Here is a 21061-nt window from a genome sequence, read left to right as displayed (position 1 = left end):
AGACCACGGAGGTGCCCATGAAGGCGAGATTTTCGGCGGCGAGCAGGTCCTGCTCGGAGAACGTGCGGCTCTCCGTGTGCACCTTCTCGGCGGGCAGGGCCTCGCCCGTGAGCATGGCCTGGTTGATCTGGAGGTCCTTGCTGCGGATGAGACGGAGGTCCGCGGGGATCATGTCCCCGGCGGCGAGCTGCACCTGATCGCCCGGAACCAACTCCTCGATCGGCAGCTCCCGGGTGATCGGGGTGCCGCCGATGGTGCGGGTGACCGCGGCGGTCGTGCGCACCATCGCCTTGAGCTTCTCGGCGCTCTGCGAGGAGCGGTACTCCTGCCAGAAGCGCAGGATGGCGCTCGCGAGCACCATGATCGAGATCGTGATGACGCCCGTGACCTCGGGGCCCTCCTCCGGGTCGGCGAGGAGCACATCGGTCACGAACATGATCGACACGAGCACGAGCAGGATCAGGATGAACGGGTTGGTGAAGGTCTTCAGGAACTGGACGATCGCCGGGGCGGGCCGGTCGTGGTCCACCTCGTTCCGGCCGTAGTGCTCGAGGCGCTGGGTGACGACGGCCTGCTCGAGGCCCTGTTCGCTCGTGCCGACGGTGGCGAAGAGCTCGGCCGTGCTGGCGCGGCTCGCCTCGGCGAGGAGGGTGTGCTGGCCCGTCGCCAGGAAGCGGTCGCTGGCGACGGGGTCGCGGCGGCTGGGCTGGCGTGGCGACTGGCGCGGGGCGGGGGGACCGGGCGGCGCGGCGGTGCCGCGGGGCTTGCCGCCGTGTCCACCCGGGTCGGAGACGCGAAAACGAGGCATGAGAGATCCAAACGATTCGGTGCGCCGCCGCCCCGGGCGGTCCGGAGGACCGGGCCGATGGGGGCGGGCAAGCGCAGGGGGGAGATGGTCTCCGCCGTTCTGGCCGTTCGTCAGGCGCTGCTGGGGCCGCGGGTGAGCGGGGCCAGGGAGGCGCGGGCGGCGAGCGGGGGACCGGCGGGGTCGGGAGATCGCGGGTGATCGTCGCTCATGCGGTGCCTCCTCTCGGCGCTCGGAGCCGCCGGCGCACACGGAAAGCTGAGGACGGGTTCCTCGGGGGTCGCTCTCCCATGTCTGAGCTTTGGCACTGCACGACGTATTCGGCCGGGGGTCCCGGGCAAAAGCTACTTTGGGTCAACCCTTAATCTGGGAAAACCTGTCCTAACCTTGGGCGTCTCTCGACGTCGTCAGATCAGTAGCCTGTGTTCGTGCAGGAGCCTCGCCTAACGGATCGCTGCGTCAGGAACACTAACACCGCTCCCCGGGAGGGTCAACCCTCACCTGTGCTCGTCTCCGACTGGGCGAGGGGGCGCTCCGCCGGTACTCGGCGTTCCGGGCGCAGGGCCCGGCTATGCTTGCTGTCGTGCGCGCGAACCGACTCCGAGGCCCCCAGCCGGCGCTGCCCGTGGCGATCGCCCGGGCCGTCCGCCAGGTGCCCGGCGCGCTCCTGCTCGCGCTCGCGGTCCTGCTCTGTCTGACCGGGGTGCTGTCGAACGCGGGGGCGCACGCGGCCGAGGGGGGTCCGGCGGCGCTGGCGCACACGACCGCGGCGCCGTCGGTCCAGCCCGGACACAGCGCCGGGGAATCCGCGGCCGATGCCCCCGACGGGGCGCACGATTCGCCGGGCGCCCCCGGCCACGCACCGGAGCCGGCGGTGCCCGAGTGCCCGACGGCCGATACCTCCTGCCAGAGCCCGCAGATCCAGCTGCCTGGCGCAGAGGTGCCGGTTCCGGGAGCCAGCCTCGTCACCGAAGCGGTCGCTGCACCCTCGTGTTCCGTGAGCCCGAGCACGGGGGTCCGCCCGCAGACCCCCACCCCGATCGAACTGTCGATTAGCCGGACCTGATGCGCGCGCTGGCGCGCCGCATCCGACCCCGCACGACACCGATCGAAAGAAACACTCAGATGACCCGTATTTCCCGGACCGGCGCTGCCCGGTCCCGTTCCGTCCTGCCGCTCGCCGCGGCGCTGTCCGCATCCGCCCTGCTCCTGAGCGCCTGCGCGGCGGCCGAGCCGGAGGCCGGCCCCGGCCCCGTCGATTACGCGGCCCTGCAACACGTGCACGCCCTCGACACGGCCCCCGGGGGGGACGCCATCATCGTCGCCACGCACCAGGGGGTCTGGGAGATCCCCGTCCCGGCCGCGGGCGAGGGCCCCGCGGAGACCGGGGAACGCCTCGGCGGCCAGGTCTTCGACGTGATGGGCTTCGCGATGAGCGGGGACACCCTCTTTGCCTCGGGGCACCCGGCCCCGGGCGATCGTGCCGATCTCGCGGTGCCGAACCTCGGCCTGATCGCGAGCGAGGACTTCGGCGGCTCCTGGCAGGACGTCTCCCTCACGGGCGAGGTCGACTTCCACGCCCTGGACGCGGCCCCCCTGCCCGGCGGGGAGCATCGCCTCGTGGGCTTCAACGGGTCCTCCGGGCTCATCGTGAGCGACGACTCCGGCGCGAGCTGGTCGGACGGGGCCCGCGGGTCGGCCTTCGACATCGCGATCGACCCGGAGCAGACCGACACGGTGTACGCGACCGGGGAGCAGGGCCTCGTTCGGAGCCAGGACGGCGCCGTGAGCTTCGAGCCCTGGCACGCGGAGCTCGGCATCGTGCTGGTGGAGACGGTCGCGGGGGCGGCCTTCGGCCTCGACCAGGGCGGGGTGCTCTGGCGCATTGACGGGGCCGAGCCCGAGCGGCTCGGGAAGGCCGGGGTCAGCTTCGAGGCCTTCGGCGCGGGCGCGCAGCCCGGCGGCGGCGACCCCGCGGCGGAGCCCCGCTTCGTCGTAAGCGATGAACAGGGCATCCGGGTCAGCGATGACCTCGGCGCCTCCTGGCGTCAGGTCCTCGCAAAGACCGCCTAACCCCGAACGCCCCTCCGCGAGCTGACCGGCTTCCCGCGGCGTCCCCCTCGGGGCGCGCGGAGCCGGTCACCTCGCGGGGGCGGGCTCGGCTAGCCGAGGAAGGGGCGCATGTCCGGGTAGCCCGTCGTGGACCAGGCCCCGTCCACGACGAGGTTGTCCCCATTGATATAGCTCGCGTCGTCGGAGGCGAGGAAGAGCGCCGCAGCAGCGATCTCTTCGGGTTCGGCCGGTCGCCCGGCAGGGATGCGATCCATGTAGGCCTGGTAGATCGCGGGGACCTCGGTCAGCGACTGGGTCAGCGGGCTCGCCACGAGACCGGGGGATACCGCGTTGACGCGGATTCCGTACTCCGCGAGTTCCAGGGCCGCCTGCTTCGTGAGCATCACGGTGCCCGCCTTCCCCGCCGTGTAGCCAGCCCCGGCAAACATGGGCACCTGCGCATTCAGCGAGGCAATGTTGACGATGGAACCGGGGCCATCCTGGGCGCGAAAAACGCGGGCACCCAGCTGGGTTCCGAGGAACGCGCTGTGCAGGTTCAGTCGAATGTTGAAATCCCACTGCTCGTAGGGCATGTCGAGCAGGGGAGCTGGTTTCTGCCCACCGGCGACGTTAAAGACGTGGTCGATTCTGCCGAAGCGCGACACCGCTCCGTCCATGAGCGCCTGCACGTCGCTCTCCTGCGTGACATCGGTCACGAGCCCCGCAACGGAGGCCCCAAAGGTCTCCGTTGCCGTGGCGATGGCCTCCGCGTTGATGTCGGCCACCATCACGGAGGCCCCCTCAGCGACCAGTCTCCGGGTGATCGCCGCTCCGATGCCGGAGACCCCTCCGGTGACTACGGCGACGCGGTCTGTAAATCGGGTCACGATTTCCTCGTTTCTCTTCGGCGCAGCCGGAGCACGCCGGCTCGTTGCGCAAACGTCCCCCGATCATACTCCGACTTACCTGACACCTGTCAGGAAACGTGGCGGGGCCAGCCGCGCGTAGCATGGGGGCATGGACCCACGTGCGCAACGCTCCCTCGATCGCCTGCGCGTGGCCGTGCTGCACCTTGCCGCAGAAACCCCCATCACGAAGATCACCGCTGTGGCCGTCTGCCGCGCCGCGGGGGTGACTCGGGAGACCTTTTACCAGCACACCGGTTCCCCGACCGAGTTGCTCGTTGCTGCGCTCGCCGCAGACGTGAACGCTGACGTGGGCGATGCGTTCCCCGAGATCGATGCCCGGCGGAGTGGGGGCCACGATGCCTCGACGCCTTTCGACGCGGGGGAACGGGCACTGTTGGCTCACGTTTCTCGGCAGGGGGAGGTGTACCGGAGAAATGCGGCCCCGAAGCTCGCTGCCCCGCTCCGTGAGCACCTCGAGGGCATGATCCTGCGTCAGCTCCGGGCTCACCTGGGAAGCTATCCCGAGATTGTGCCGACTCAGATGTCCGACGCGACCCCGAACGAATTAGACATGATTGCGGCGTACGCCGCTTCCGGGACGGTCGGAGCAATTGAGGTGTGGTTGCACGCGCCAGAGATTGACCTGGAACGGGCGGTCCGGGTGATCTTTGCGGCGTCCCCGGCCTGGTGGCTGCGCTTTCCTGACGCCCCCGCGACGTCGACCTGGTGAGCTGACCGGCTTCCCGCGGCGTCCCCCTCGGGGCGTGCGGAGCCGGTCACCGCGCGGAGTCGGTCACCGCGCAGCGTCGGTCACCGCGCGGGGGCGGGCTCGGAGGCAGGCGCGCGGTACGCGTGCATCGGGTCGGCCTCGCCGGGCGGCGGCGGCGTGTGCGCCCAGCCGAGTCCGGCGAAGAAGGCCCGGGCCCCGGGGTTGTCGGGGTCCACATAGGCGATGAGGCCCCGCGCCGGGGCGCCGAAGCGGTGCTCGGCGAGGGCCGCGATCACGCGCTGGCCGACGCCGGTCCGGCGCAGCGCGGGGCACACCGCGAGGTCGCTGATGGTGTGCTCCGGGTGCTCGGGGATGCCCCAGACGATCCCGACGACCGCGGCGGGCTCCCCGGCCCGCGGCCCGGCGGTTTCGACGGCCACGAGCTGCTCGCCCGTGCTCTCGGTGAGCACCGCGGTGAGCCACTCCTCGTCCATCGGCCCGAGCTGTGCGTCGAGCTCGGCGTCGTCGTACCAGGCTCGGTACCAGGGGTAGTCCTCGCGGCGGAAGGGGCGGAGGCGCAGCGCCGAGCCCATCTAGCGAACGAGCCGGGCGATCGCGTCGGAGGCTTCCTTGAGCTTCACGTCGGCGACCTGGCCACCCTGGCTCGCGGCCTCGGCCACGCAGTGCCCGAGGTGATCGTCGAGCAGGCCGAGCGCGACGCGCTCCAGCGCCTTCGTGACCGCGGAGACCTGCGTGAGCACGTCGATGCAGTACGTGTCCTCCTCGATCATGCGGTGAATGCCGCGGACCTGGCCCTCGGCCCGGCGGAGGCGCTTGAGGAGTTCTTCTTTGTTTTCGGAGTAACCGTGCATGGGAATCAGCCTTTGTTTCGGGGGGCCCGCGTGGGGGCGAGGGTGTCGGGGGAGAGGTCGAGTCGGCGCAGCAGCTGCGCGTTCAGGGCCACGATGACCGTGCTCAGGGACATCAGGACGGCCCCGACGGACATGGGGAGCACGAAGCCGATGGGCGCGAGCACCCCGGCCGCGAGCGGGACGGACAGCAGGTTGTACCCCGCGGCCCACCACAGATTCTGACGCATCTTGCGGGTGCTTTGCTCAGAAAGTTCCGTGATGGAGAGCACCGCGCGCGGGTCGTCGCTCGCCAGGATGATCCCGGCGGAGCCGATCGCGACATCGGTGCCCGCGCCGATCGCGATACCGACATCGGCCTGGGCGAGCGCCGGGGCATCGTTCACGCCGTCGCCGACCATCGCCACGGTGCGTCCCTCGGCCTGGAGCTCGCGCACCTTGGCGGCCTTGTCCTCGGGGCGGACCCCGGCGAAGACCCGGTCGATGCCGAGCTCGGCGGCAACCGACTGGGCGACCGCCTCGGCGTCGCCCGTGATCATGACCACCGAAGCTTTGCGGGCGTGCAGCGCCTCGACGGCGGCGAGGGATTCGGGCCGGATCTCATCGGCGAGCTTGAGCGCGCCGATCACGGCCCCGTCCCGGAGCACGTGCAGGATGATCGCGCCCTCGGCCCGCCACGGCTCGGCCGCGTCGAGCTCGGTCACGCCGTGTCGATCGAGCAGGTGTGGACCGCCAACGGCGATCGTGGCACCCTCGACGGTGGCGGAGACGCCCTCGGCCGGTGACGCCTCGAAGTGGGAGGAGGCGGGGACGGCGAGGCCCTGCCGGGCGGCGGCGCCGGTGATCGCGGTCGCGAGCGGGTGCTCGCTGTCGCCCTCGGCCGCGGCGGCCAGGGCGAGGACCTCGTCCTCGCTCACCCCGGCAACGGGGGCGACCTCGAGCACGGTGGGCTTGCCAACGGTGAGGGTGCCGGTCTTGTCGAAGAGCACCGCGTCGACCTCCCGCATGCGCTCCAGCGCGAGCCGGTCCTTCACGAGGACGCCGGCCTTCGCGGCCCGCTCGGTCGCGATGGACACGACGAGGGGGATCGCGAGGCCCAGGGCGTGGGGGCAGGCGATGACGAGCACGGTGATGGTGCGGACCACGGCGTCGTCCGGCCGCCCGAGGATCAGCCAGACGAGCGCGGTGATCGCGGCGGAGCCGAGCGCGAACCAGAACAGCCAGCCGGCCGCGCGGTCGGCGAGCCGTTGGGTGTTCGTTGAAGAGTTCTGGGCGTCGTCCACCAGGCGGCGGATCCCGGCCAGCGCCGTGCCCTCGCCGGTTGCCGTGACGTCGATGCGCACGCCAGAGTCGGTGGCGACGGTCCCCGCGACGACGGAGTCGCCGGGGCCGCGTCGCACGGTGCGGGACTCGCCCGTGATCATGGACTCGTCAAAGCTGGCGCTGCCCTCGACCACGCGGCCGTCGGCCGGCACCCGGTCACCGGGGCGGACCAGGACGCGGTCGCCGACGCGGAGCTCGGCGGGGCTCACCTCGACGAGCTCCTCGCCCTCCACGCGCACCGCGGTGTCGGGGAGCAGCGCCGCGAGCGAGTCGAGGGCGGAGGAGGTCTGCGCGAGTGAGCGCATCTCGATCCAGTGACCGAGCAGCATAATCACGACGAGGAGCGCGAGCTCCCACCAGAAGTCGAGCTGGTGATCGAGGATGCCGAGCGTCGATCCCCAGGAGGCGAGGAAGGCGACGGTGATCGCGAGCGCGATGAGCAGCATCATGCCGGGCTTGCGCGCCCTGATCTCGTCAACGGCGCCGGTCAGGAAGGGCCGGCCACCCCAGACGTACATGACCGTGCCGAGCACCGGCGAAATCCAGTGCCACAGCCCCGCGTCGGGGAGCGGGTAGCCGACGATGGACGCGAACATCGGGCTGAGCAGGACGGTCGGGATCGCGAGCCCGAGCATGACCCAAAACAGGCGTCGGTACAGGGCGACGTGCCCCTCGTGTCCGCCGTGGCCCGCGTGTTCGTCATGTCCGCCGTGTCCGGCGTGCTCGTCGTGGCCCGCGTGCTCCGCGACTGCCGCGTGCGCCGTGTGGTCGGTGTGGCCGCCGTGCTCGGCGGGCGTGTGCTCGTGCGTGTGGTCAGCGTGATCGCTGTGCCCGGCCTGCTGCTCTCGCGCGGAGTGAGCCTGGCCAACGGGCGGATCATGCTGCTGGTGCTGGGGTCCCCGATGCTCGTTCATGCCCCTAAAATATACCCCCTAGGGGTATTAGTCAAGGCTGTTTTCGCAGCCCGCGAACGGCCTCGGTGATTCCCCCGGTGACCACGAGCAGGGCCGCCGCCCAGACGGCCCCGTAGGTCAAAAACTCCTCGGGGGCGATGGTCTCGCCGATGAGCAGCGCGGCGACCATGAGGAGGGCGGGCTCCAGGTAGGACAGCAGGCCGAAGGTGCTCATCGGCAGCAGCCGGCTGGCCAGGATGAAGAAGATGAGCGCGAAGGCCGCCGCGAAGGACAGCGCGGGGGCGAACCACCAGAGCATCGGGTTCTCGGCGAGCGCGGTGCCGGAGGCCAGCTCGATGACGATGAGGGCCACCGCGACCGGCGCCCACAGGGACATCTCCCAGAACTGCCCCGCGAGGTGGTTCCAGCCGAGGGAGCGACGGAGCACGAAGTACACGGGGTAGCCCAGGCAGACCACGAGGGTCTCCCAGGAGATCCCGCCGACGCGGATCAGCTCCGCGGCGACCCCCAACGCGGCGATGCCCGCCGCGAGCCACTGCCACCAGGCCAGGCGATCGCGGTAGAGGAAGCGGCCGATGACGACGAGCGACAGCGGCAGGAGAAAATAGCCGAGGGCGACCTGGAGGCCGCGGCCGTTGAGCGGGGCCCACGCGAACAGCCAGAGCTGCACCGCGAGGAGCCCGCCGCTGAGCAGCAGGCCGAGGATGATGACCGGCCGCGTTCGTACCCGGCGACCGAGCTCCGCGACCTGCGGCCACTGGCGCAGGCTGAACAGCACGATCGCGATGCAAGGGATCGCGAAGGCGATGCGCAGCGCCCACACGGTGATCGCGTCGAGCGGCGCGAGCAGCGGGGTGAGGAAATAGAGCCCGCCGAACATCACCGAGGCGACGACGGAGTAGGCAACGCCTTTGGGGTTGCTGGCGGATGTCGTCACGGGGTCCTTGGCTGCATCGTGGTGGAATGCGAAACTCCCGCCGGAGCGGGAGTCTCGTGGTGGTCGGGTGCGCCCGCGGGGCGCGGGGCCTATGCGGGCGAGCCGAGCTCGATCGCGCCGATGATCTCGCCGTAGGGCGTTTCGCCCACGGGCTGGAAGCCCATGTGCAGGAAGAACTCCTCTGGGCCGTCCTCGCCGGGCTCCCAGAGCACGGTGAGCCGGCCGACGCCGCGCGTGCGCGCCTCGTCGAGGAGCGCGGAGACGGCGAAGGTGCCGACGCCCTTGCCCTGCTCGTCGGCGTCCACGTTGATGCGCCAGAGGGCCGCGCGGAACTCCTCCTGGATGGCGTCGGGGTCAAAGTTCGCGTGGATGAAGCCCACGACCTCGTCGTCGCTCACCACGACGCGCTGCCAGGCGGAGTCAACGGGGGTCACGGCTGCGGCGGCGGCGTAGGAGACCGGCGTGATGAACTGCTCCTGACCTGGCTTCAGTCCGAGCGTGTTCACGGCCACGATCGTGGCGGCGGAGAGTTCCTCAAGTCGTAGCTGGCTCATACCCTTAGGCTACTCGCTGTTTTGCGGAAGGCAAGACGGGGACGCGAAGAATGAAACGCAAACTATCTCGACATCAAAACAGTTTCTGGGGGATCGGGTAGGATGATCCCTGGTCCCACCGGACCCCACGGACATGTTGAACACGGGAGACGCTTTGGCGAAAATCAAGGTTGAAGGCACGGTTGTAGAGCTCGACGGCGACGAGATGACGCGAATCATCTGGAAGTTCATCAAGGACTCCCTGATTCACCCCTACCTGGATATCAACCTCGAATACTACGACCTGGGCATCGAGCACCGGGACGAGACGAATGACCAGGTCACGATCGACGCGGCGCACGCAATCCAGAAGCACGGCGTTGGCGTGAAGTGCGCCACGATCACGCCCGACGAGGCGCGGGTCGAGGAGTTCGGCCTGAAGAAGATGTGGAAGAGCCCGAACGGCACGATCCGCAACATCCTGGGCGGCGTGATCTTCCGCGAGCCCATCATTATCTCGAACATCCCGCGCCTGGTGCCCGGCTGGAACAAGCCGATCATCATTGGCCGCCACGCCTTTGGTGACCAGTACCGCGCGACCGACTTCCGCTTCGCGGGCGAGGGCACGCTGACCGTCGAGTTCGCGCCCAAGGACGGCGGCGAGCCCCAGAAGTTCGAGGTCTACCAGTCCCCGGGCGACGGCATCGCGCAGGTGCAGTACAACCTGGACGCCTCGATCCGCGACTTCGCTCGCGCCTCGCTGAACTACGGCCTGAACCGCAAGTACCCCGTGTACCTGTCGACGAAGAACACTATCTTGAAGGCGTATGACGGCCGTTTCAAGGACATCTTCCAGGAGATCTTCGACGCCGAGTTCAAGGAGCAGTTCGACGCCGCGGGACTGACCTACGAGCACCGCCTCATCGACGACATGGTCGCCTCGGCCATGAAGTGGGAGGGCGGCTACGTCTGGGCGTGCAAGAACTACGACGGCGACGTGCAGTCCGACACCGTCGCGCAGGGCTTCGGCTCGCTTGGCCTGATGACCTCCGTGCTGGCCACCCCGGACGGAAAGGTCGTCGAGGCCGAGGCCGCGCACGGCACCGTGACCCGGCACTACCGCCAGCACCAGCAGGGCAAGCCCACCTCCACGAACCCGATCGCCTCGATCTTCGCGTGGACCCGTGGCCTGCAGCACCGCGGCAAGCTGGACGGCAACCAGGCCCTCATCGAGTTCGCGAACACCCTTGAGGACGTCGTCATCAAGAGCGTCGAGTCCGGCAAGATGACCAAGGACCTCGCGCTGCTCGTCGGCCCGGAGCAGGAGTTCCAGACCACCGAGGAGTTCCTCTCGACCATTGACGAGAACCTGAAGGCGCGCCTGGCCTAGGCCGACGCTCCTGGAGAAGGCCCCGTGTCGCGCGAGCGACACGGGGCCTTCGTTGTGCGCAGGCGCGGCCGGTGGGACACAGGTGCTCGGCGAGGGCCCGCGCACGCGGGCGGTGAGGTGAAGGGGCGCGATGCGCTGCCCACGGTGCACGCTGCCCACGCAGGACAACGGCCCCGAACGTTTCCGTCCGAGGCCGTTGTTGTGAGCCACACCATTACCTTGAGAACTCTGAGTGCGGGTGCCGAATTACCTAGCTGGGGGGGGTGGCGATTCGACACCCGCGGCTCAAAAGTAGCTTCTTACCTGGATTCGAAGTAGGAATTCTTACCCTGGCTTGTTGCTACATAATGAATACTACATACGGCCCTCGCGGGAATGCAAGCGCTTTTTGAAGATATATTTTTTGGGCCGTTTTTGGCTGCCGACGGGGGCGTCGTTGCTCAGCGCCCGCCGCGTTTCGGGTCGCCCGGCAGGGGTGTCCGCAGCCGCATTCGGGGGCGGGCTGGTAGTCTCGCGGGTGAGGCGACCCCGCTCGCGGCGGGGCGTCCCGAGCGCGGCAGGACCGCGATGCGTCCGATCCAGAAGCGGCGCGCACGCGGACACACGAGGAAGGATGGGACGGCGATGACCCCCCAGGACCACTTCCGGGAGCTGGCGAATCCGGCGCTCCCCGAGCCCCGCCTGCGCGAACTTGCCCGGCTCAGCCCGGAGCTCGCGGTGCGCGCGGCCGAGCACCCCGCGGCCGGGATCGGCCTGATCAACGAGCTGCTCGCGAGCGCCGAGCCGCTCGTGCGCCAGGCCGCCGCCCGTCGGCGCGCACACGACGTCGCCGCCCTGACCGCCACGAACCCCGGCGCCCAGGCCCCCGCGCCCCGCGGCGCGGCGCGGTTGCCCAAGGGACCGCGGCTCGTGACGCGCCCGCGCCTGAGCCCCGAGGCGCACCTGCAAACCGAGCGACCCGCCGACGCCGCCCGCGGCCGCGGCGGTGACCCCTCCGAGACGATCGCGATCGACCGGAGCGAGCTGAGCCAGCTGCTCCCCGGCGCCGTGTCGGACACCGCCCCGGTCGCCGCGCGCACGCCGGAGCGCGGCTGGGTCCTCCTCATCGAGGGTTCGGAGCGCCTCGCGCTCACCGCGGCCGTCGTCGTGGTTGGCCGCCGCCCGGAGGCCCCCGCCGAGGCGCCCGAGGCCGTCCCGCTCCGAGTCGTGGACGTCACCCGCACGGTTTCGAAGACGCACGCACTCCTCAGCCACGTCGACGGCGAATGGTGGGCGGTGGACCTCTTCTCGACGAACGGGGTGCTGCTCGACGCCGGGGGACCGGACGAGCATGAGCTGCCGCCCGGGCTCCCCGCCCGGGTCCCCGGCCCGTTCTGGCTTGGCGACCTCCGCGCGGAGATTATCCCGGCGTCGGCGTAGTTCCCCCGGGAACGAAAAAACGCACCGACCCGGGGTCGGTGCGTTTCACGAAGGCGGCTACGCGCGGGCGGGGCGCACCCCGGCCGTGATGAAGCCCAGCACGGCGCCGAGCACCCCGAGCACCGCCGGGATGACCCAGAACACACCGAGGTCGAGCGCGGCCGCGACCGCCGCGCCGATCAGCAACAGCTCGATGAGGCTGCCGCCGAAGCGGTCCACCGCGAGCACGGGCTTGGGCGACAGGAAGAGCGCCCAGAGCAGCACCGCGAGCAGCGAGACCGCGACGCCAATCAGCACGCCGGGCCAGGGCAGCGGCCAGGCGAGGAATCCCCAGACCCCCACCGCGATCACGGCGAGCAGGTGCACGAGGGAACGGGCGAACATCAGGGCGGGAAGTGCTCTCGGAGCAGCTGGGGCAGTCACCCCGCCAGTCTATCGCCTCGCCGCGGGAGCCGCGGCCCGCCGGTCAGGACGGCGGTCCGACGGGCACGCGAGGCCCTAGCGGAAGATGATCGTGCGGTCCCCGTCGAGCAGAATGCGGTTCTGCGCGTACCAGGTCACGGCCCGGCGCAGCGTGCGGCTCTCCTCGTCCTGGCCGAGGGCGACGAGCTCCGCGGGGGACTGCGAGTGATCCACGCGCACCACGTCCTGCTCAATGATCGGACCCTCATCGAGATCGGTGGTCACGAAGTGCGCGGTGGCCCCGATGAGCTTCACCCCGCGGCGGTGCGCCTGCTTGTAGGGGTTGGCCCCCTTGAAGCCGGGGAGGAAGGAATGGTGGATGTTGATCGCCATGCCGCTCAGCGCCTCGCAGAGCTCGGGGCTCAGGATCTGCATGTATCGGGCCAGGACCACGAGCTCGATATCGTGCTCGGCCACCGCCTCGAGCACGCGGGCCTCGAAGGCCGCCTTGTCCGCGGGGGACGCGATCGGCAGGTGCTCGAAGGGCACGCCGTTGAACTCGGTGATGTCGCGCACCGTCTGGTGGTTCGAGAGCACGAGCGGCACCTCGATGGGCAGCTGGCCCCCGCGCTTGCGGTAGAGCAGGTCGTTCACGCAGTGCGTCGCGGTCGACGCGAGGATGAGCGTGCGCACGGGGCGGCCGACCACGTCGAGCCGCCAGGTCATGTCGTAGCGCTCGGTGACCGGCGCGAGCGCCGCCTCGAAGGTGGCCTGATCCGTGACCTGCTCAACCTCAAGGCGCATGAAGAAGCGTCCCGTGTCGACGCTCGCGAACTGCTGAGACTCCGTGATGTTTCCTCCGGCGGCAACGATCGCTCCGCTGATCGCGTGCACGATACCGGGGCCGTCGACGCAGCTGAGGGTGAGCACCCAGTCGGTGGGGGAGGGGGAATTCAGGGAATCACTCATCCCCTCAGAGTAGGCCACGAGGGGACGCTCGGGCCAACCGGGGAGGCCGCCCCTGCTATCATCGCAGTGTCGTAACTGGCGTCAAGATGGTCACCATCGGGGAGCGACGAAGCAACAAGGACTGGCCGCACGCCTGGGCCGCAACACTCGATTATGCCCACCCCGCATCCCGCGGGAACATCGCTAAGGAGCCATTGTGTCCACTCAGCCGTCCAATTTCAACGAGCCGCTTTCGGTCGTCGACCCCGAGATCGCCGCGGTCCTCCAGCAGGAGCTCGACCGCCAGCGCGACACCCTCGAGATGATCGCCTCCGAGAACTTCGTCCCCCGCGCCGTCCTCGAGTCCCAGGGCTCCGTGCTCACCAACAAGTACGCCGAGGGCTACCCCGGCCGCCGCTACTACGGCGGCTGCGAGTACGTCGACGTCGCGGAAAACCTCGCGATCGATCGCGCGAAGAGCCTCTTCGGCGCGAAGTTCGCGAACGTGCAGCCGCACTCCGGCGCCAGCGCAAACGCCGCGGTGCTCTCCGCGATCGCCGAGCCCGGCGACACCATCCTCGGCCTGGAGCTCAGCCACGGCGGGCACCTCACCCACGGCATGAAGCTCAACTTCTCCGGCAAGCTCTACAACGTGGTCAGCTACGGCGTTGACCCCGAGACCTTCCTGATCGACATGGACGTGGTCCGCGAGAAGGCCCTGGAGCACAAGCCCAAGGTCATGATCGCCGGCTGGTCCGCCTACCCCCGTCAGATCGACTTCGCCGCCTTCCGCGCGATTGCCGACGAGGTTGGCGCGATCCTCTGGGTCGACATGGCGCACTTCGCGGGCCTCGTCGCCGCGGGCCTGCACCCGAACCCGGTGCCCCACGCGCACGTCACGTCCTCGACCGTGCACAAGACCATCGGCGGCCCGCGCTCCGGCTTCATCCTCACGAACGACGCCGACCTCGCCAAGAAGATCAACTCCAACGTCTTCCCCGGCCACCAGGGCGGCCCCCTCATGCACGTGATCGCCGCGAAGGCCACCGCGTTCATGCTCGCCGCGAGCGACGACTTCCGTGACCGTCAGGAGCGCACCCTCCGCGGCGCGCGCATCCTCGGGGAGCGCCTGACCGCCGACGACATGCGCGCCATCGGCATCGACGTGCTCACGGGCGGCACGGACGTGCACCTCGTGCTCGCGGACCTGCGCAACAGCGAGCTCGACGGCAAGCAGGCGGAGGACGCCCTGCACGCCGTCGGCATCACCGTCAACCGCAACTCCGTGCCCTTCGACCCGCGCCCCCCGATGACGACCTCTGGCCTGCGCATCGGCACCCCGGCGCTCGCCACCCGCGGGCTCGGCGACGCCGAGTTCACCGAGGTCGCGGACATCATCGCCGAGACCCTGAAGCCCGGCGCCGACGTCGCCGCGCTCGCCGCACGGGTCACCGCCGTGGCGCGGGCCTTCCCGCTGTACCCGGGCCTGGAGCAGTGGTAGGCCGCGTGACCGCTCAGAAACTGGACGGCACCGCCGCGGCGGCGTCGATCAAGCAGGAACTGACGACCCGGGTGGCGGCGCTCGCCGCCCGGGGCGTCATCCCCGGCCTCGCCACCGTGCTCGTCGGCGAGGACCCCGGGTCGCAGTGGTACGTCGCGGGGAAGCACCGCGACTGCGCCGAGGTCGGCATCTCCTCGATCAAGCGGGAACTGCCCGAGTCGGTCACCCAGGCCGAGCTTGAGGCCGTGATCGCCGAGCTGAACGCCGATGACGCCTGCACCGGCTACATCGTGCAGCTGCCGCTGCCGAAGCACATCGACACGGACCGCATCCTGGAGTGCATCGATCCCGCGAAGGACGCCGACGGCCTGCACCCCACGAACCTGGGGCGACTCGTGCTCAACGCGAACAGCGAGATCACCTCGCCGCTGCCCTGCACGCCGCGCGGGGTGATCGAGCTGGTCGAGCGCAACGGCCTGAGCTGGGCCGGCAAGCACGTCGTGGTCGTCGGCCGCGGGGTCACCGTCGGCCGGCCGATCGGGCCGCTGCTGACGCGCCGGGAATTTAACGCGACCGTGACCCTGACCCACACGGGCACGACGAACCTGCCGGAGCTGCTCCGGCAGGCCGACGTGATCGTGGCCGCGGCCGGGGTCGAGGGCATCGTTCGCGCGGAGGACGTGAAGCCGGGCGCCATCGTGCTCGACGTGGGCGTCTCGCGCAAGACGGACCCCGAGACCGGCAAGAGCCGCGTGGTGGGCGATGTGGACCCCGAGGTGGCCTCGCGTGCCGCCTGGGTTTCGCCGAACCCCGGCGGGGTGGGCCCGATGACCCGCGCGCTGCTGCTCAAGAACGTCGTTGAGATGGCCGAGCGCGCCGCGGGCGTGCCCGTGGTTCCCAGCAACTAGCGACGCCGCCGCGATACCCTTGGGGGTATCCAGACCGGTTGGGAGGCCGAAACGATGTGTCAAGCAGTGCTATGTGAAACCTGCCAGAAGGCGACCTGGGCGGGGTGCGGTGAGCACATCGAGGAGGCCCTCGCGGACTTCTCGGCGGCTCAGCGCTGCTCCTGCCCGCGCGACTGAGCGCAGCAGCAACGAAGCCGGACGGCCGCATCCCCTCGGGGGTGCGGCCGTCCGCCGTTCCGGCGCGTCCCCCGACGCTGATAGGGTGAGTGCGCGGCGTTTTCGTCCCGGTTCCTGATCCCCGGGGCGCTCGCGTCCGGGCTCCCCGCCCGCACGTATCCAGGCGCCGCCGATCACGTTGCCCGCCCGGAGCCACCAGCGCCGGGCGGAGCCAGACAGAACTCGGGGGTGACGCATGGATGACCTGATCCGTGTTGAAAACGAACTGAACCAGGCGATTTCCGCCGGCGACCTCGTCCACGCCTCCCGATTGCTCGACGATCTCAGTCCCCGCGAGGTGACCGAGGTTATCGAGCGCTCACCGCAGTCGAAAGCGGCGGTCACCTATCGGCTCCTGGCCAAGGGCCGTGCCCTTGAGGTCTTCGAGTTCCTCGACCCCGCCGTGCAGGGCGACCTCGTGCACGCGCTCCGCGACGACGAGGTGGCCTCACTCTTCCAGGAACTGGACCCGGACGACCGGGCGCAGCTCATCGACGAGGTGCCCGCGGTGGTCGCCCAGCGCCTGATCCAGGGCTTGAATCCCAAGGACCGCGTCATCACGAACGCGATCCTCGGCTACCGCTCCGGCTCGGTCGGGCGGCGCATGAGCCCCGAGTACGTGCACGCGCACCCCGACGAGACGGTCGAGGCGACGATGGTGCGGGTGCAGCAGAAGGCGAAGGACGCCGAGACGATTTACACGCTGCCCGTCACGGACAGCGCGAAGCGCCTCGTCGGCATCGTCAGCCTCCGCGAGGTCATCGCGAGCGAGCCGGGCACGCTGATCTCCGAGCTGATGAGCGAGGCGGAGCACGCCCTGGCCACGGACTCGGCAGAGGGCGCGGCCAGGACCTGCGCCGACCACGAGTACCTGCTGCTGCCCATCGTGGACAGCGAGACCCGCCTGCTCGGGATCCTCACGATCGACGACGCCCACCAGATCCTGCGCGACGCCGAGGCCGAGGATGTCGCCCGCGCGGGCGGCAGCGAGCCGCTGCGCCGCCCCTACCTGTCCACCTCGGTGTTCTCGATCGCCCGCTCTCGCGTGGTGTGGCTGCTCGTGCTCGCGGTCTCCGCGCTGCTCACGGTCCAGGTCCTTGAGGTCTTCGAGGCGACCCTGGAGCAAAAGGTCGTGCTCGCGCTCTTTATCCCGCTCCTCACGGGGACGGGCGGCAACACCGGCTCGCAGGCGGCCACGACGATTACGCGGGCCCTGGCGGTCGGCGATGTGCGCACGAGTGATGTCTGGCTGGTGCTGTTCCGTGAGATTCGCGTCGGCGCGATGCTCGGGCTCCTCCTCGGCTCGCTCGGCTTCGTGCTCGCCTCGCTCGTGTACGACGTGCCGACGGGCACCGTGATCGGGCTCACGCTCCTGTGCGTGTGCGCGATGGCGGCGACGGTGGGCGGCGCGATGCCGCTCATCGCGAAGACGATTCGGGTGGACCCCGCGGTGTTCTCCACCCCCTTCATCACGACCTTCTGCGACGCGACCGGCCTGCTCATCTACTTCACGATCGCGAAGACGGTGCTCGGGATTTAGCCGGTTCGGCCCGGGGCCCGCGGTGCGCCCTCGGCTGATCCCCAGCGCGCTACGGGATACTTGATCGACCCTTGCCGACCTCTGCCCGAGAGACCCGTTCGTGATTCCTGCTCTGTTCTCCCTCCCCACGCTGGCACTGTTCGGCATTGACTGGCTCGACCCCGAGTGGATCATCAACTCCCTCGGGCCCGCGGTGTTGATCGGGGTGTGCCTGATCGTGTTTCTGGAAACCGGGGTGCTCGTGCTCGCCTTCCTGCCGGGGGACTCGCTCCTGTTCACGGTCGGGCTGATGACGGCCACCGGGATCATTCCCTATCCGATCGTGGTCACCTGTCTGCTCGTCTTTGTGGCGGCCTTCCTCGGCGATCAGATGGGCTTTACGCTCGGCCGCAAGCTCGGCCCCGCGATCTTCTCGCGGGAACAGAGCCGGGTCTTCAACCCGGCGAACGTCAAGCGCACGGGTGAGTTCTTCAAGAAGTTCGGCCCGAAGGCCATCGTCCTCGCCCGGTTCCTGCCGGTCTTCCGGGCCTTCGTGCCCGCCGCGGCCGGGGTCGGCCAGATGCGCCGCCGGCACTTTCTCGTCTACAACCTCATCGGTGCCCTGCTCTGGGGCGTTGGGGTCACCCTGATCGGGTACTTCCTCGGCAAGATCGACTTCGTCAATGACTACGCCGAGTACTTCATCCTGGGCATCGTCTTCATCAGCGGCATCCCGCTCCTCGTGGAGCTGTCGAAGGCTGGGCGCGAGGCGCTGCGCAAGCGCGCCGCGGAGCGTCAGGCCACCGAGCGGTAACCGAGGGGGGAACCAAGGAGCCGAGGGGCCGCCCGGCGCGGCCCGAGCGCCGTCGCCCGGGAGGGCTCGCCGCGGCGTGTCGGACCTGATAGCGTCTGAGGCGTGACTCTCGGATTTGAGCGGGTGTGGCCGTCCCGCGGTGTTCGCGGCCCTCTGGTTCTGCTGGCGGCAGTGGCGGTTGCGCTGAGCGGTTGCGCCTCCGCTCCGGTCGTGTCCGACGGCGCGCCCACGCCCAGCGCCCCGGCGGCCACGAGCCAGGAAGCGCCGAGCCCTGGCCCCTCCGCCTGGAAGCCGAAGAGCGAGCGTGAGCGGGAATCGCGGGACGCCCCCGGCCGTGAGGACGCGGGGGCCTCGGCGGGGCAGACGCTCCGCGGCCTGTCGCGCGCGGAGGGGAACCCGACGCTGATGGCCCGGCAGACCGGCCCGACGCTGCGCGGGTGCGGCGACCTCTTCCCGGGTTCCACCCGTGACGAGCTGGCCGGGCGCGGGCTCGAGCTGAATCCGGATCACCTGAGCGACGCAACGCTGACGACGGGGCCGAAAACGCACGCCGCTGATCTCACGAGCCTCGCCGAGGAGCGGCTCGATTTCGTGTGCTTCTGGAGCCATCCGACACCGACCTCGAACGACGAGCCCCCGGTGACCTCGGTGATGCGCGGACTCGACGCGTCCGAGCGCGAGCGGGCGATTGGCAGCTTCGCCGCGGAGGGCTACGTGTGCCTCGACGCGGACGGCGGCATGCGCTGCACGACCGAGGCCGAGTCGGGCGGGGTGCCGAACGGCGTCTCCGCCTTCCTGCGGGATGACATCTGGCTGCACACGGAGTGGGGCGGCACCCCGCCGACGAGCTACACCCCGCGGATGGTGGCCCAGATCTGGGGCTGATCCGGCTCGCGGGGGCGGACCGGGCGGCTAGCCCTCCCCGTGCTCCTGGGCGGCGACGGCGCTGGCCCGGGTGGTGGCCTCGACGAGCCGGAGCATGCTGCGGTGCAGCTCCGTGAGTTCGCTGTGGTCGAGCCCGAGCCGATCCGCCATCTCGTGCGGGACCCGGCTTGCCTCGGCCTTCATCGCCTGGCCGCGCTCGGTCAGACGGATCTCGATCTTGCGCTCGTCATCGCTCGCGCGGTCGCGGCTGAGGAGCCCGAGGGTTTCCAGCCGCTTCACGATGGGGGAGACGGTCGAGGACTCCTGGTGCAGGAGGCGGGCGAGGGCGTTGAGGTTCAGGTCGCCGTGCTGCCACAGCGCGAGCATGACGAGGTACTGCGGGTGGGTGATGCCCATCGGGTCGAGTACGGGGCGGTAGGCGGCCACGATGCTCCGCGAGGCGACGGTCAGCGCGAAGCAGACCTGGCTCTCCAGGGCGAGTGGGTCGGGTGTGGCGGTCATGCCTTGATTATCCCCCATCCCGTCGCGTTCCGGCCAGGGGCGGCTCCCCGCCCGGTGCGCCGCTGGGCTGCCCGCCGGGGACGCCGCCGGGCCCGGGGTGGCTCACGGCGGAATCACAGCGCCGGGAATTGGCTTTCCGGACTAGTTGGGGCATGATTAGTGTGTGCGCTAACTAATGACGCACGCATTGACTTGGAGGGTGTTGTGGCGGAGACAAACGCGGGAGTGACGACCGAGCGTCGCGGAGAGACCATCTGGGCGGCAGCCCCCCGGCACACGTTCGGGACGATCCTGGTCGCGATCATCGCCTGCGTGCTCGTCTTCGGCGGTTTCTACATGATGGGCCTGGCCTTCAGCGTGCCCGGCTGGGAGATCTGGCTGTTCTGCGGGGGCATCCTCGTGGACGCTTTCGGCCTCTGGCTGGCGATGGGCTGGCTCCCCGGCCGCGACCAGAAGCGCGCCAGCTAACCCCCCCCTCAGGCTCCGACCGGCGCCGCCGCCATCCCTGTGCTCAGTCGGTCGGATTCCGGCTCGACCCGTTTCTTCGGGTCGGGCCGGTTTTTTCGGTGTTGGCCCGTTGGCTCGTTGGCTCGTTGGCCCATTGAGGCATTGAGTCATTGCGGGATTGCGGCTTTGAAGCATTGCGGCACTGCGGCTTTGCTGCTTTGAAGCATTGCGGCGTTGCGGCGTTGGGTGTTGGGGTGTTGACGACGCGGGACCCGGCCGGGCGGGACGTGCCGCGGGAGGCGCGGGCTGCGCGGCTCAGGCCCCCGCGCTCAGCCCGTCGCTGATCGCCCGGGCCTCGGCGACGATGATCGCAACGCCCTGCCGGGAGCGCACGCTCCAGAAGTGCCCGGGCACCGGGATGACCCGGGTGCGTGCGCCGGGGAGCGGCTCGGCGGTCGGCACGTGCGGATCGAAGCGGGGCACGAGCGCCGTCACCCGGGCGTTCGACTCCGGCGTGGCGGCCGCGAGCGGGGTGAGGCTCGGGTCGCTCGGCCGCAGGTGGCGGATCGCCGGGTCGAGAAACCAGGACGCGTAGCGCGAGCCCCGGAAGGGCGTGGCGACGGTCAGCAGCGCGACGTCGTTCCGCGCCGCGACGGGGGAGCCCGTCTGGTCGAGGAGCGCCCGTCCGATCAGGCCGCCCTTCGAGTGGCCGATCATGAGCACGGGGTACCCGGCGGGAACGCGACGGAGCGCCCCCGCGGCCACGCGGGCGACCGAGCGATCCAGGCCACGCCGGTTCCAGCCCAGCTCGGGCGCGGGCACGACGGCGAAGCCCTGCTCACGGAGGGCCCGGGCGAGGGGCAGGAGGAAGCGCCAGCGCTCGTAGACCCCGGGCAGCAGCACGACCACCGGACGTCCCGGCGCGACGCCCCGGCCGAGCGCGCCCGCCGTGGGAACGGGGACCAGGGCGCGCAGTTGGCCGCTCAGCGCGCTGGCGTAGTCCCGGGTCCACCAGGCCGCGATGCGCACGGAGCGAACCGGGAGGCCCAGCGCGCGCCGGA

Annotated in this window: 22 protein-coding genes and 2 riboswitches; of the genes, 11 read left to right on the top strand and 11 right to left on the bottom strand. The window is 70.2% G+C overall.

The window, feature by feature from the left end; genetic code table 11:
• Positions 1–808 (bottom strand): P-type ATPase (locus OOT08_RS05425; protein ID WP_325091557.1); only part of this gene is annotated, 808 nt, incomplete at its 3' end.
• Between the two features lie 276 nt (positions 809–1084).
• Positions 1085–1263: riboswitch (M-box (ykoK) riboswitch) on the bottom strand.
• Between the two features lie 125 nt (positions 1264–1388).
• On the opposite strand from OOT08_RS05425, the gene OOT08_RS05420 reads away from it, so the two are divergent.
• Both OOT08_RS05420 and OOT08_RS05415 read left to right on the top strand, forming a co-directional pair.
• The gene (locus tag OOT08_RS05420; RefSeq protein WP_325091556.1) at positions 1389–1871 is read left to right on the top strand and encodes a hypothetical protein; all 483 of its coding nucleotides are present in this window, start codon (positions 1389–1391) and stop codon (positions 1869–1871) included.
• A gap of 59 nt (positions 1872–1930) precedes the next feature.
• A complete protein-coding gene (locus OOT08_RS05415; protein ID WP_325091555.1) occupies positions 1931–2878 on the top strand; it encodes a WD40/YVTN/BNR-like repeat-containing protein in 948 nt (315 codons plus the stop codon).
• 89 nt (positions 2879–2967) lie between these two features.
• On the opposite strand, the gene OOT08_RS05410 is transcribed toward OOT08_RS05415, so the two are convergent.
• Positions 2968–3744, bottom strand: a complete 777-nt coding sequence (locus tag OOT08_RS05410; protein WP_325091554.1) for an SDR family NAD(P)-dependent oxidoreductase — start codon at positions 3742–3744, stop codon at positions 2968–2970.
• A gap of 130 nt (positions 3745–3874) precedes the next feature.
• On the opposite strand from OOT08_RS05410, the gene OOT08_RS05405 reads away from it, so the two are divergent.
• Positions 3875–4495, top strand: coding sequence for a TetR/AcrR family transcriptional regulator (locus OOT08_RS05405; RefSeq protein WP_325091553.1), 621 nt, complete (start codon positions 3875–3877; stop codon positions 4493–4495).
• An 80-nt stretch (positions 4496–4575) separates the two neighbouring features.
• Here the strand turns inward: OOT08_RS05405 and OOT08_RS05400 are convergent, their stop codons facing one another.
• From OOT08_RS05400 to OOT08_RS05380, 5 genes are all read right to left on the bottom strand, one after another.
• The gene (locus OOT08_RS05400) at positions 4576–5067 is read right to left on the bottom strand and encodes a GNAT family N-acetyltransferase (RefSeq protein WP_325091552.1); all 492 of its coding nucleotides are present in this window, start codon (positions 5065–5067) and stop codon (positions 4576–4578) included.
• The gene (locus OOT08_RS05395; protein ID WP_325091551.1) at positions 5068–5346 is read right to left on the bottom strand and encodes a metal-sensitive transcriptional regulator; all 279 of its coding nucleotides are present in this window, start codon (positions 5344–5346) and stop codon (positions 5068–5070) included.
• A gap of 5 nt (positions 5347–5351) precedes the next feature.
• Positions 5352–7580: a heavy metal translocating P-type ATPase gene (locus OOT08_RS05390; RefSeq protein ID WP_325091550.1), complete on the bottom strand. Its 2229-nt coding sequence runs from the start codon at positions 7578–7580 to the stop codon at positions 5352–5354.
• 31 nt (positions 7581–7611) lie between these two features.
• On the bottom strand, positions 7612–8517 hold the full coding sequence (rarD, locus tag OOT08_RS05385) for an EamA family transporter RarD (RefSeq protein WP_325091549.1): 906 nt from the start codon (positions 8515–8517) through the stop codon (positions 7612–7614).
• Between the two features lie 89 nt (positions 8518–8606).
• Positions 8607–9071 (bottom strand): GNAT family N-acetyltransferase, encoded by a 465-nt coding sequence (locus OOT08_RS05380; protein WP_325091548.1) that lies wholly within the window; start codon positions 9069–9071, stop codon positions 8607–8609.
• A 154-nt stretch (positions 9072–9225) separates the two neighbouring features.
• Between OOT08_RS05380 and OOT08_RS05375 the strand changes: the two genes are divergently transcribed.
• Together OOT08_RS05375 and OOT08_RS05370 are read left to right on the top strand one after the other, a co-directional pair.
• Positions 9226–10440: an NADP-dependent isocitrate dehydrogenase gene (locus OOT08_RS05375; RefSeq protein ID WP_325091547.1), complete on the top strand. Its 1215-nt coding sequence runs from the start codon at positions 9226–9228 to the stop codon at positions 10438–10440.
• 624 nt (positions 10441–11064) lie between these two features.
• Complete coding sequence (locus OOT08_RS05370) at positions 11065–11859, top strand: FHA domain-containing protein (RefSeq protein WP_325091546.1); 795 nt, start codon at positions 11065–11067, stop codon at positions 11857–11859.
• Positions 11860–11916: 57 nt separating this feature from the next.
• Here OOT08_RS05370 and OOT08_RS05365 read toward each other — a convergent pair whose 3' ends face one another.
• Together OOT08_RS05365 and purU are read right to left on the bottom strand one after the other, a co-directional pair.
• Positions 11917–12282, bottom strand: a complete 366-nt coding sequence (locus tag OOT08_RS05365) for a DUF2568 domain-containing protein (protein ID WP_325091545.1) — start codon at positions 12280–12282, stop codon at positions 11917–11919.
• Between the two features lie 75 nt (positions 12283–12357).
• Complete coding sequence (gene purU, locus OOT08_RS05360; RefSeq protein WP_325091544.1) at positions 12358–13230, bottom strand: formyltetrahydrofolate deformylase; 873 nt, start codon at positions 13228–13230, stop codon at positions 12358–12360.
• Between the two features lie 61 nt (positions 13231–13291).
• Positions 13292–13376, top strand: a riboswitch (ZMP/ZTP riboswitch).
• A gap of 47 nt (positions 13377–13423) precedes the next feature.
• On the opposite strand from purU, the gene glyA reads away from it, so the two are divergent.
• The 5 genes from glyA (at position 13424) to OOT08_RS05335 (ending at position 19052) form a co-directional block, all read left to right on the top strand.
• Positions 13424–14710: a serine hydroxymethyltransferase gene (glyA, locus tag OOT08_RS05355; protein WP_442916199.1), complete on the top strand. Its 1287-nt coding sequence runs from the start codon at positions 13424–13426 to the stop codon at positions 14708–14710.
• 5 nt (positions 14711–14715) lie between these two features.
• On the top strand, positions 14716–15618 hold the full coding sequence (locus OOT08_RS05350) for a bifunctional methylenetetrahydrofolate dehydrogenase/methenyltetrahydrofolate cyclohydrolase (RefSeq protein WP_325091542.1): 903 nt from the start codon (positions 14716–14718) through the stop codon (positions 15616–15618).
• A gap of 412 nt (positions 15619–16030) precedes the next feature.
• Complete coding sequence (mgtE, locus tag OOT08_RS05345; RefSeq protein WP_325091541.1) at positions 16031–17374, top strand: magnesium transporter; 1344 nt, start codon at positions 16031–16033, stop codon at positions 17372–17374.
• Between the two features lie 100 nt (positions 17375–17474).
• On the top strand, positions 17475–18167 hold the full coding sequence (locus OOT08_RS05340) for a DedA family protein (RefSeq protein WP_325091539.1): 693 nt from the start codon (positions 17475–17477) through the stop codon (positions 18165–18167).
• 210 nt (positions 18168–18377) lie between these two features.
• Positions 18378–19052 carry a hypothetical protein gene (locus OOT08_RS05335; protein ID WP_325091538.1) on the top strand — a complete coding sequence of 225 codons (675 nt, stop codon included), beginning with the start codon at positions 18378–18380 and terminating at the stop codon, positions 19050–19052.
• Between the two features lie 27 nt (positions 19053–19079).
• Here OOT08_RS05335 and OOT08_RS05330 read toward each other — a convergent pair whose 3' ends face one another.
• A complete protein-coding gene (locus tag OOT08_RS05330) occupies positions 19080–19553 on the bottom strand; it encodes a MarR family winged helix-turn-helix transcriptional regulator (RefSeq protein WP_325091537.1) in 474 nt (157 codons plus the stop codon).
• A 204-nt stretch (positions 19554–19757) separates the two neighbouring features.
• Here OOT08_RS05330 and OOT08_RS05325 point away from each other — a divergent pair, with 204 nt between their 5' ends.
• Complete coding sequence (locus OOT08_RS05325) at positions 19758–20021, top strand: hypothetical protein (RefSeq protein WP_325091536.1); 264 nt, start codon at positions 19758–19760, stop codon at positions 20019–20021.
• A gap of 294 nt (positions 20022–20315) precedes the next feature.
• Here OOT08_RS05325 and OOT08_RS05320 read toward each other — a convergent pair.
• A partial coding sequence (locus tag OOT08_RS05320) for an esterase/lipase family protein (protein ID WP_325091535.1) occupies positions 20316–21061 on the bottom strand: 746 nt, incomplete at its 5' end.

The sequence above is a fragment of the Leucobacter sp. M11 genome (assembly GCF_035726885.1).
Taxonomy (GTDB): Bacteria; Actinomycetota; Actinomycetes; order Actinomycetales; family Microbacteriaceae; genus JAPFRB01.
The sequence above is the reverse complement of the archived record's forward strand: the minus strand, read 5'-3'. Positions and strand labels throughout refer to the sequence as shown.

Coding starts and splice junctions, on each gene's coding strand:
- OOT08_RS05390 (WP_325091550.1), bottom strand. CDS start 7,580: ATGAACGAGCATCGGGGACCCCAGCACCAGCAGCATGATCCGCCCGTT.
- OOT08_RS05395 (WP_325091551.1), bottom strand. CDS start 5,346: ATGCACGGTTACTCCGAAAACAAAGAAGAACTCCTCAAGCGCCTCCGC.
- OOT08_RS05405 (WP_325091553.1), top strand. CDS start 3,875: ATGGACCCACGTGCGCAACGCTCCCTCGATCGCCTGCGCGTGGCCGTG.
- mgtE (WP_325091541.1), top strand. CDS start 16,031: ATGGATGACCTGATCCGTGTTGAAAACGAACTGAACCAGGCGATTTCC.
- OOT08_RS05370 (WP_325091546.1), top strand. CDS start 11,065: ATGACCCCCCAGGACCACTTCCGGGAGCTGGCGAATCCGGCGCTCCCC.
- OOT08_RS05415 (WP_325091555.1), top strand. CDS start 1,931: ATGACCCGTATTTCCCGGACCGGCGCTGCCCGGTCCCGTTCCGTCCTG.
- OOT08_RS05380 (WP_325091548.1), bottom strand. CDS start 9,071: ATGAGCCAGCTACGACTTGAGGAACTCTCCGCCGCCACGATCGTGGCC.
- purU (WP_325091544.1), bottom strand. CDS start 13,230: ATGAGTGATTCCCTGAATTCCCCCTCCCCCACCGACTGGGTGCTCACC.
- OOT08_RS05330 (WP_325091537.1), bottom strand. CDS start 19,553: ATGACCGCCACACCCGACCCACTCGCCCTGGAGAGCCAGGTCTGCTTC.
- OOT08_RS05400 (WP_325091552.1), bottom strand. CDS start 5,067: ATGGGCTCGGCGCTGCGCCTCCGCCCCTTCCGCCGCGAGGACTACCCC.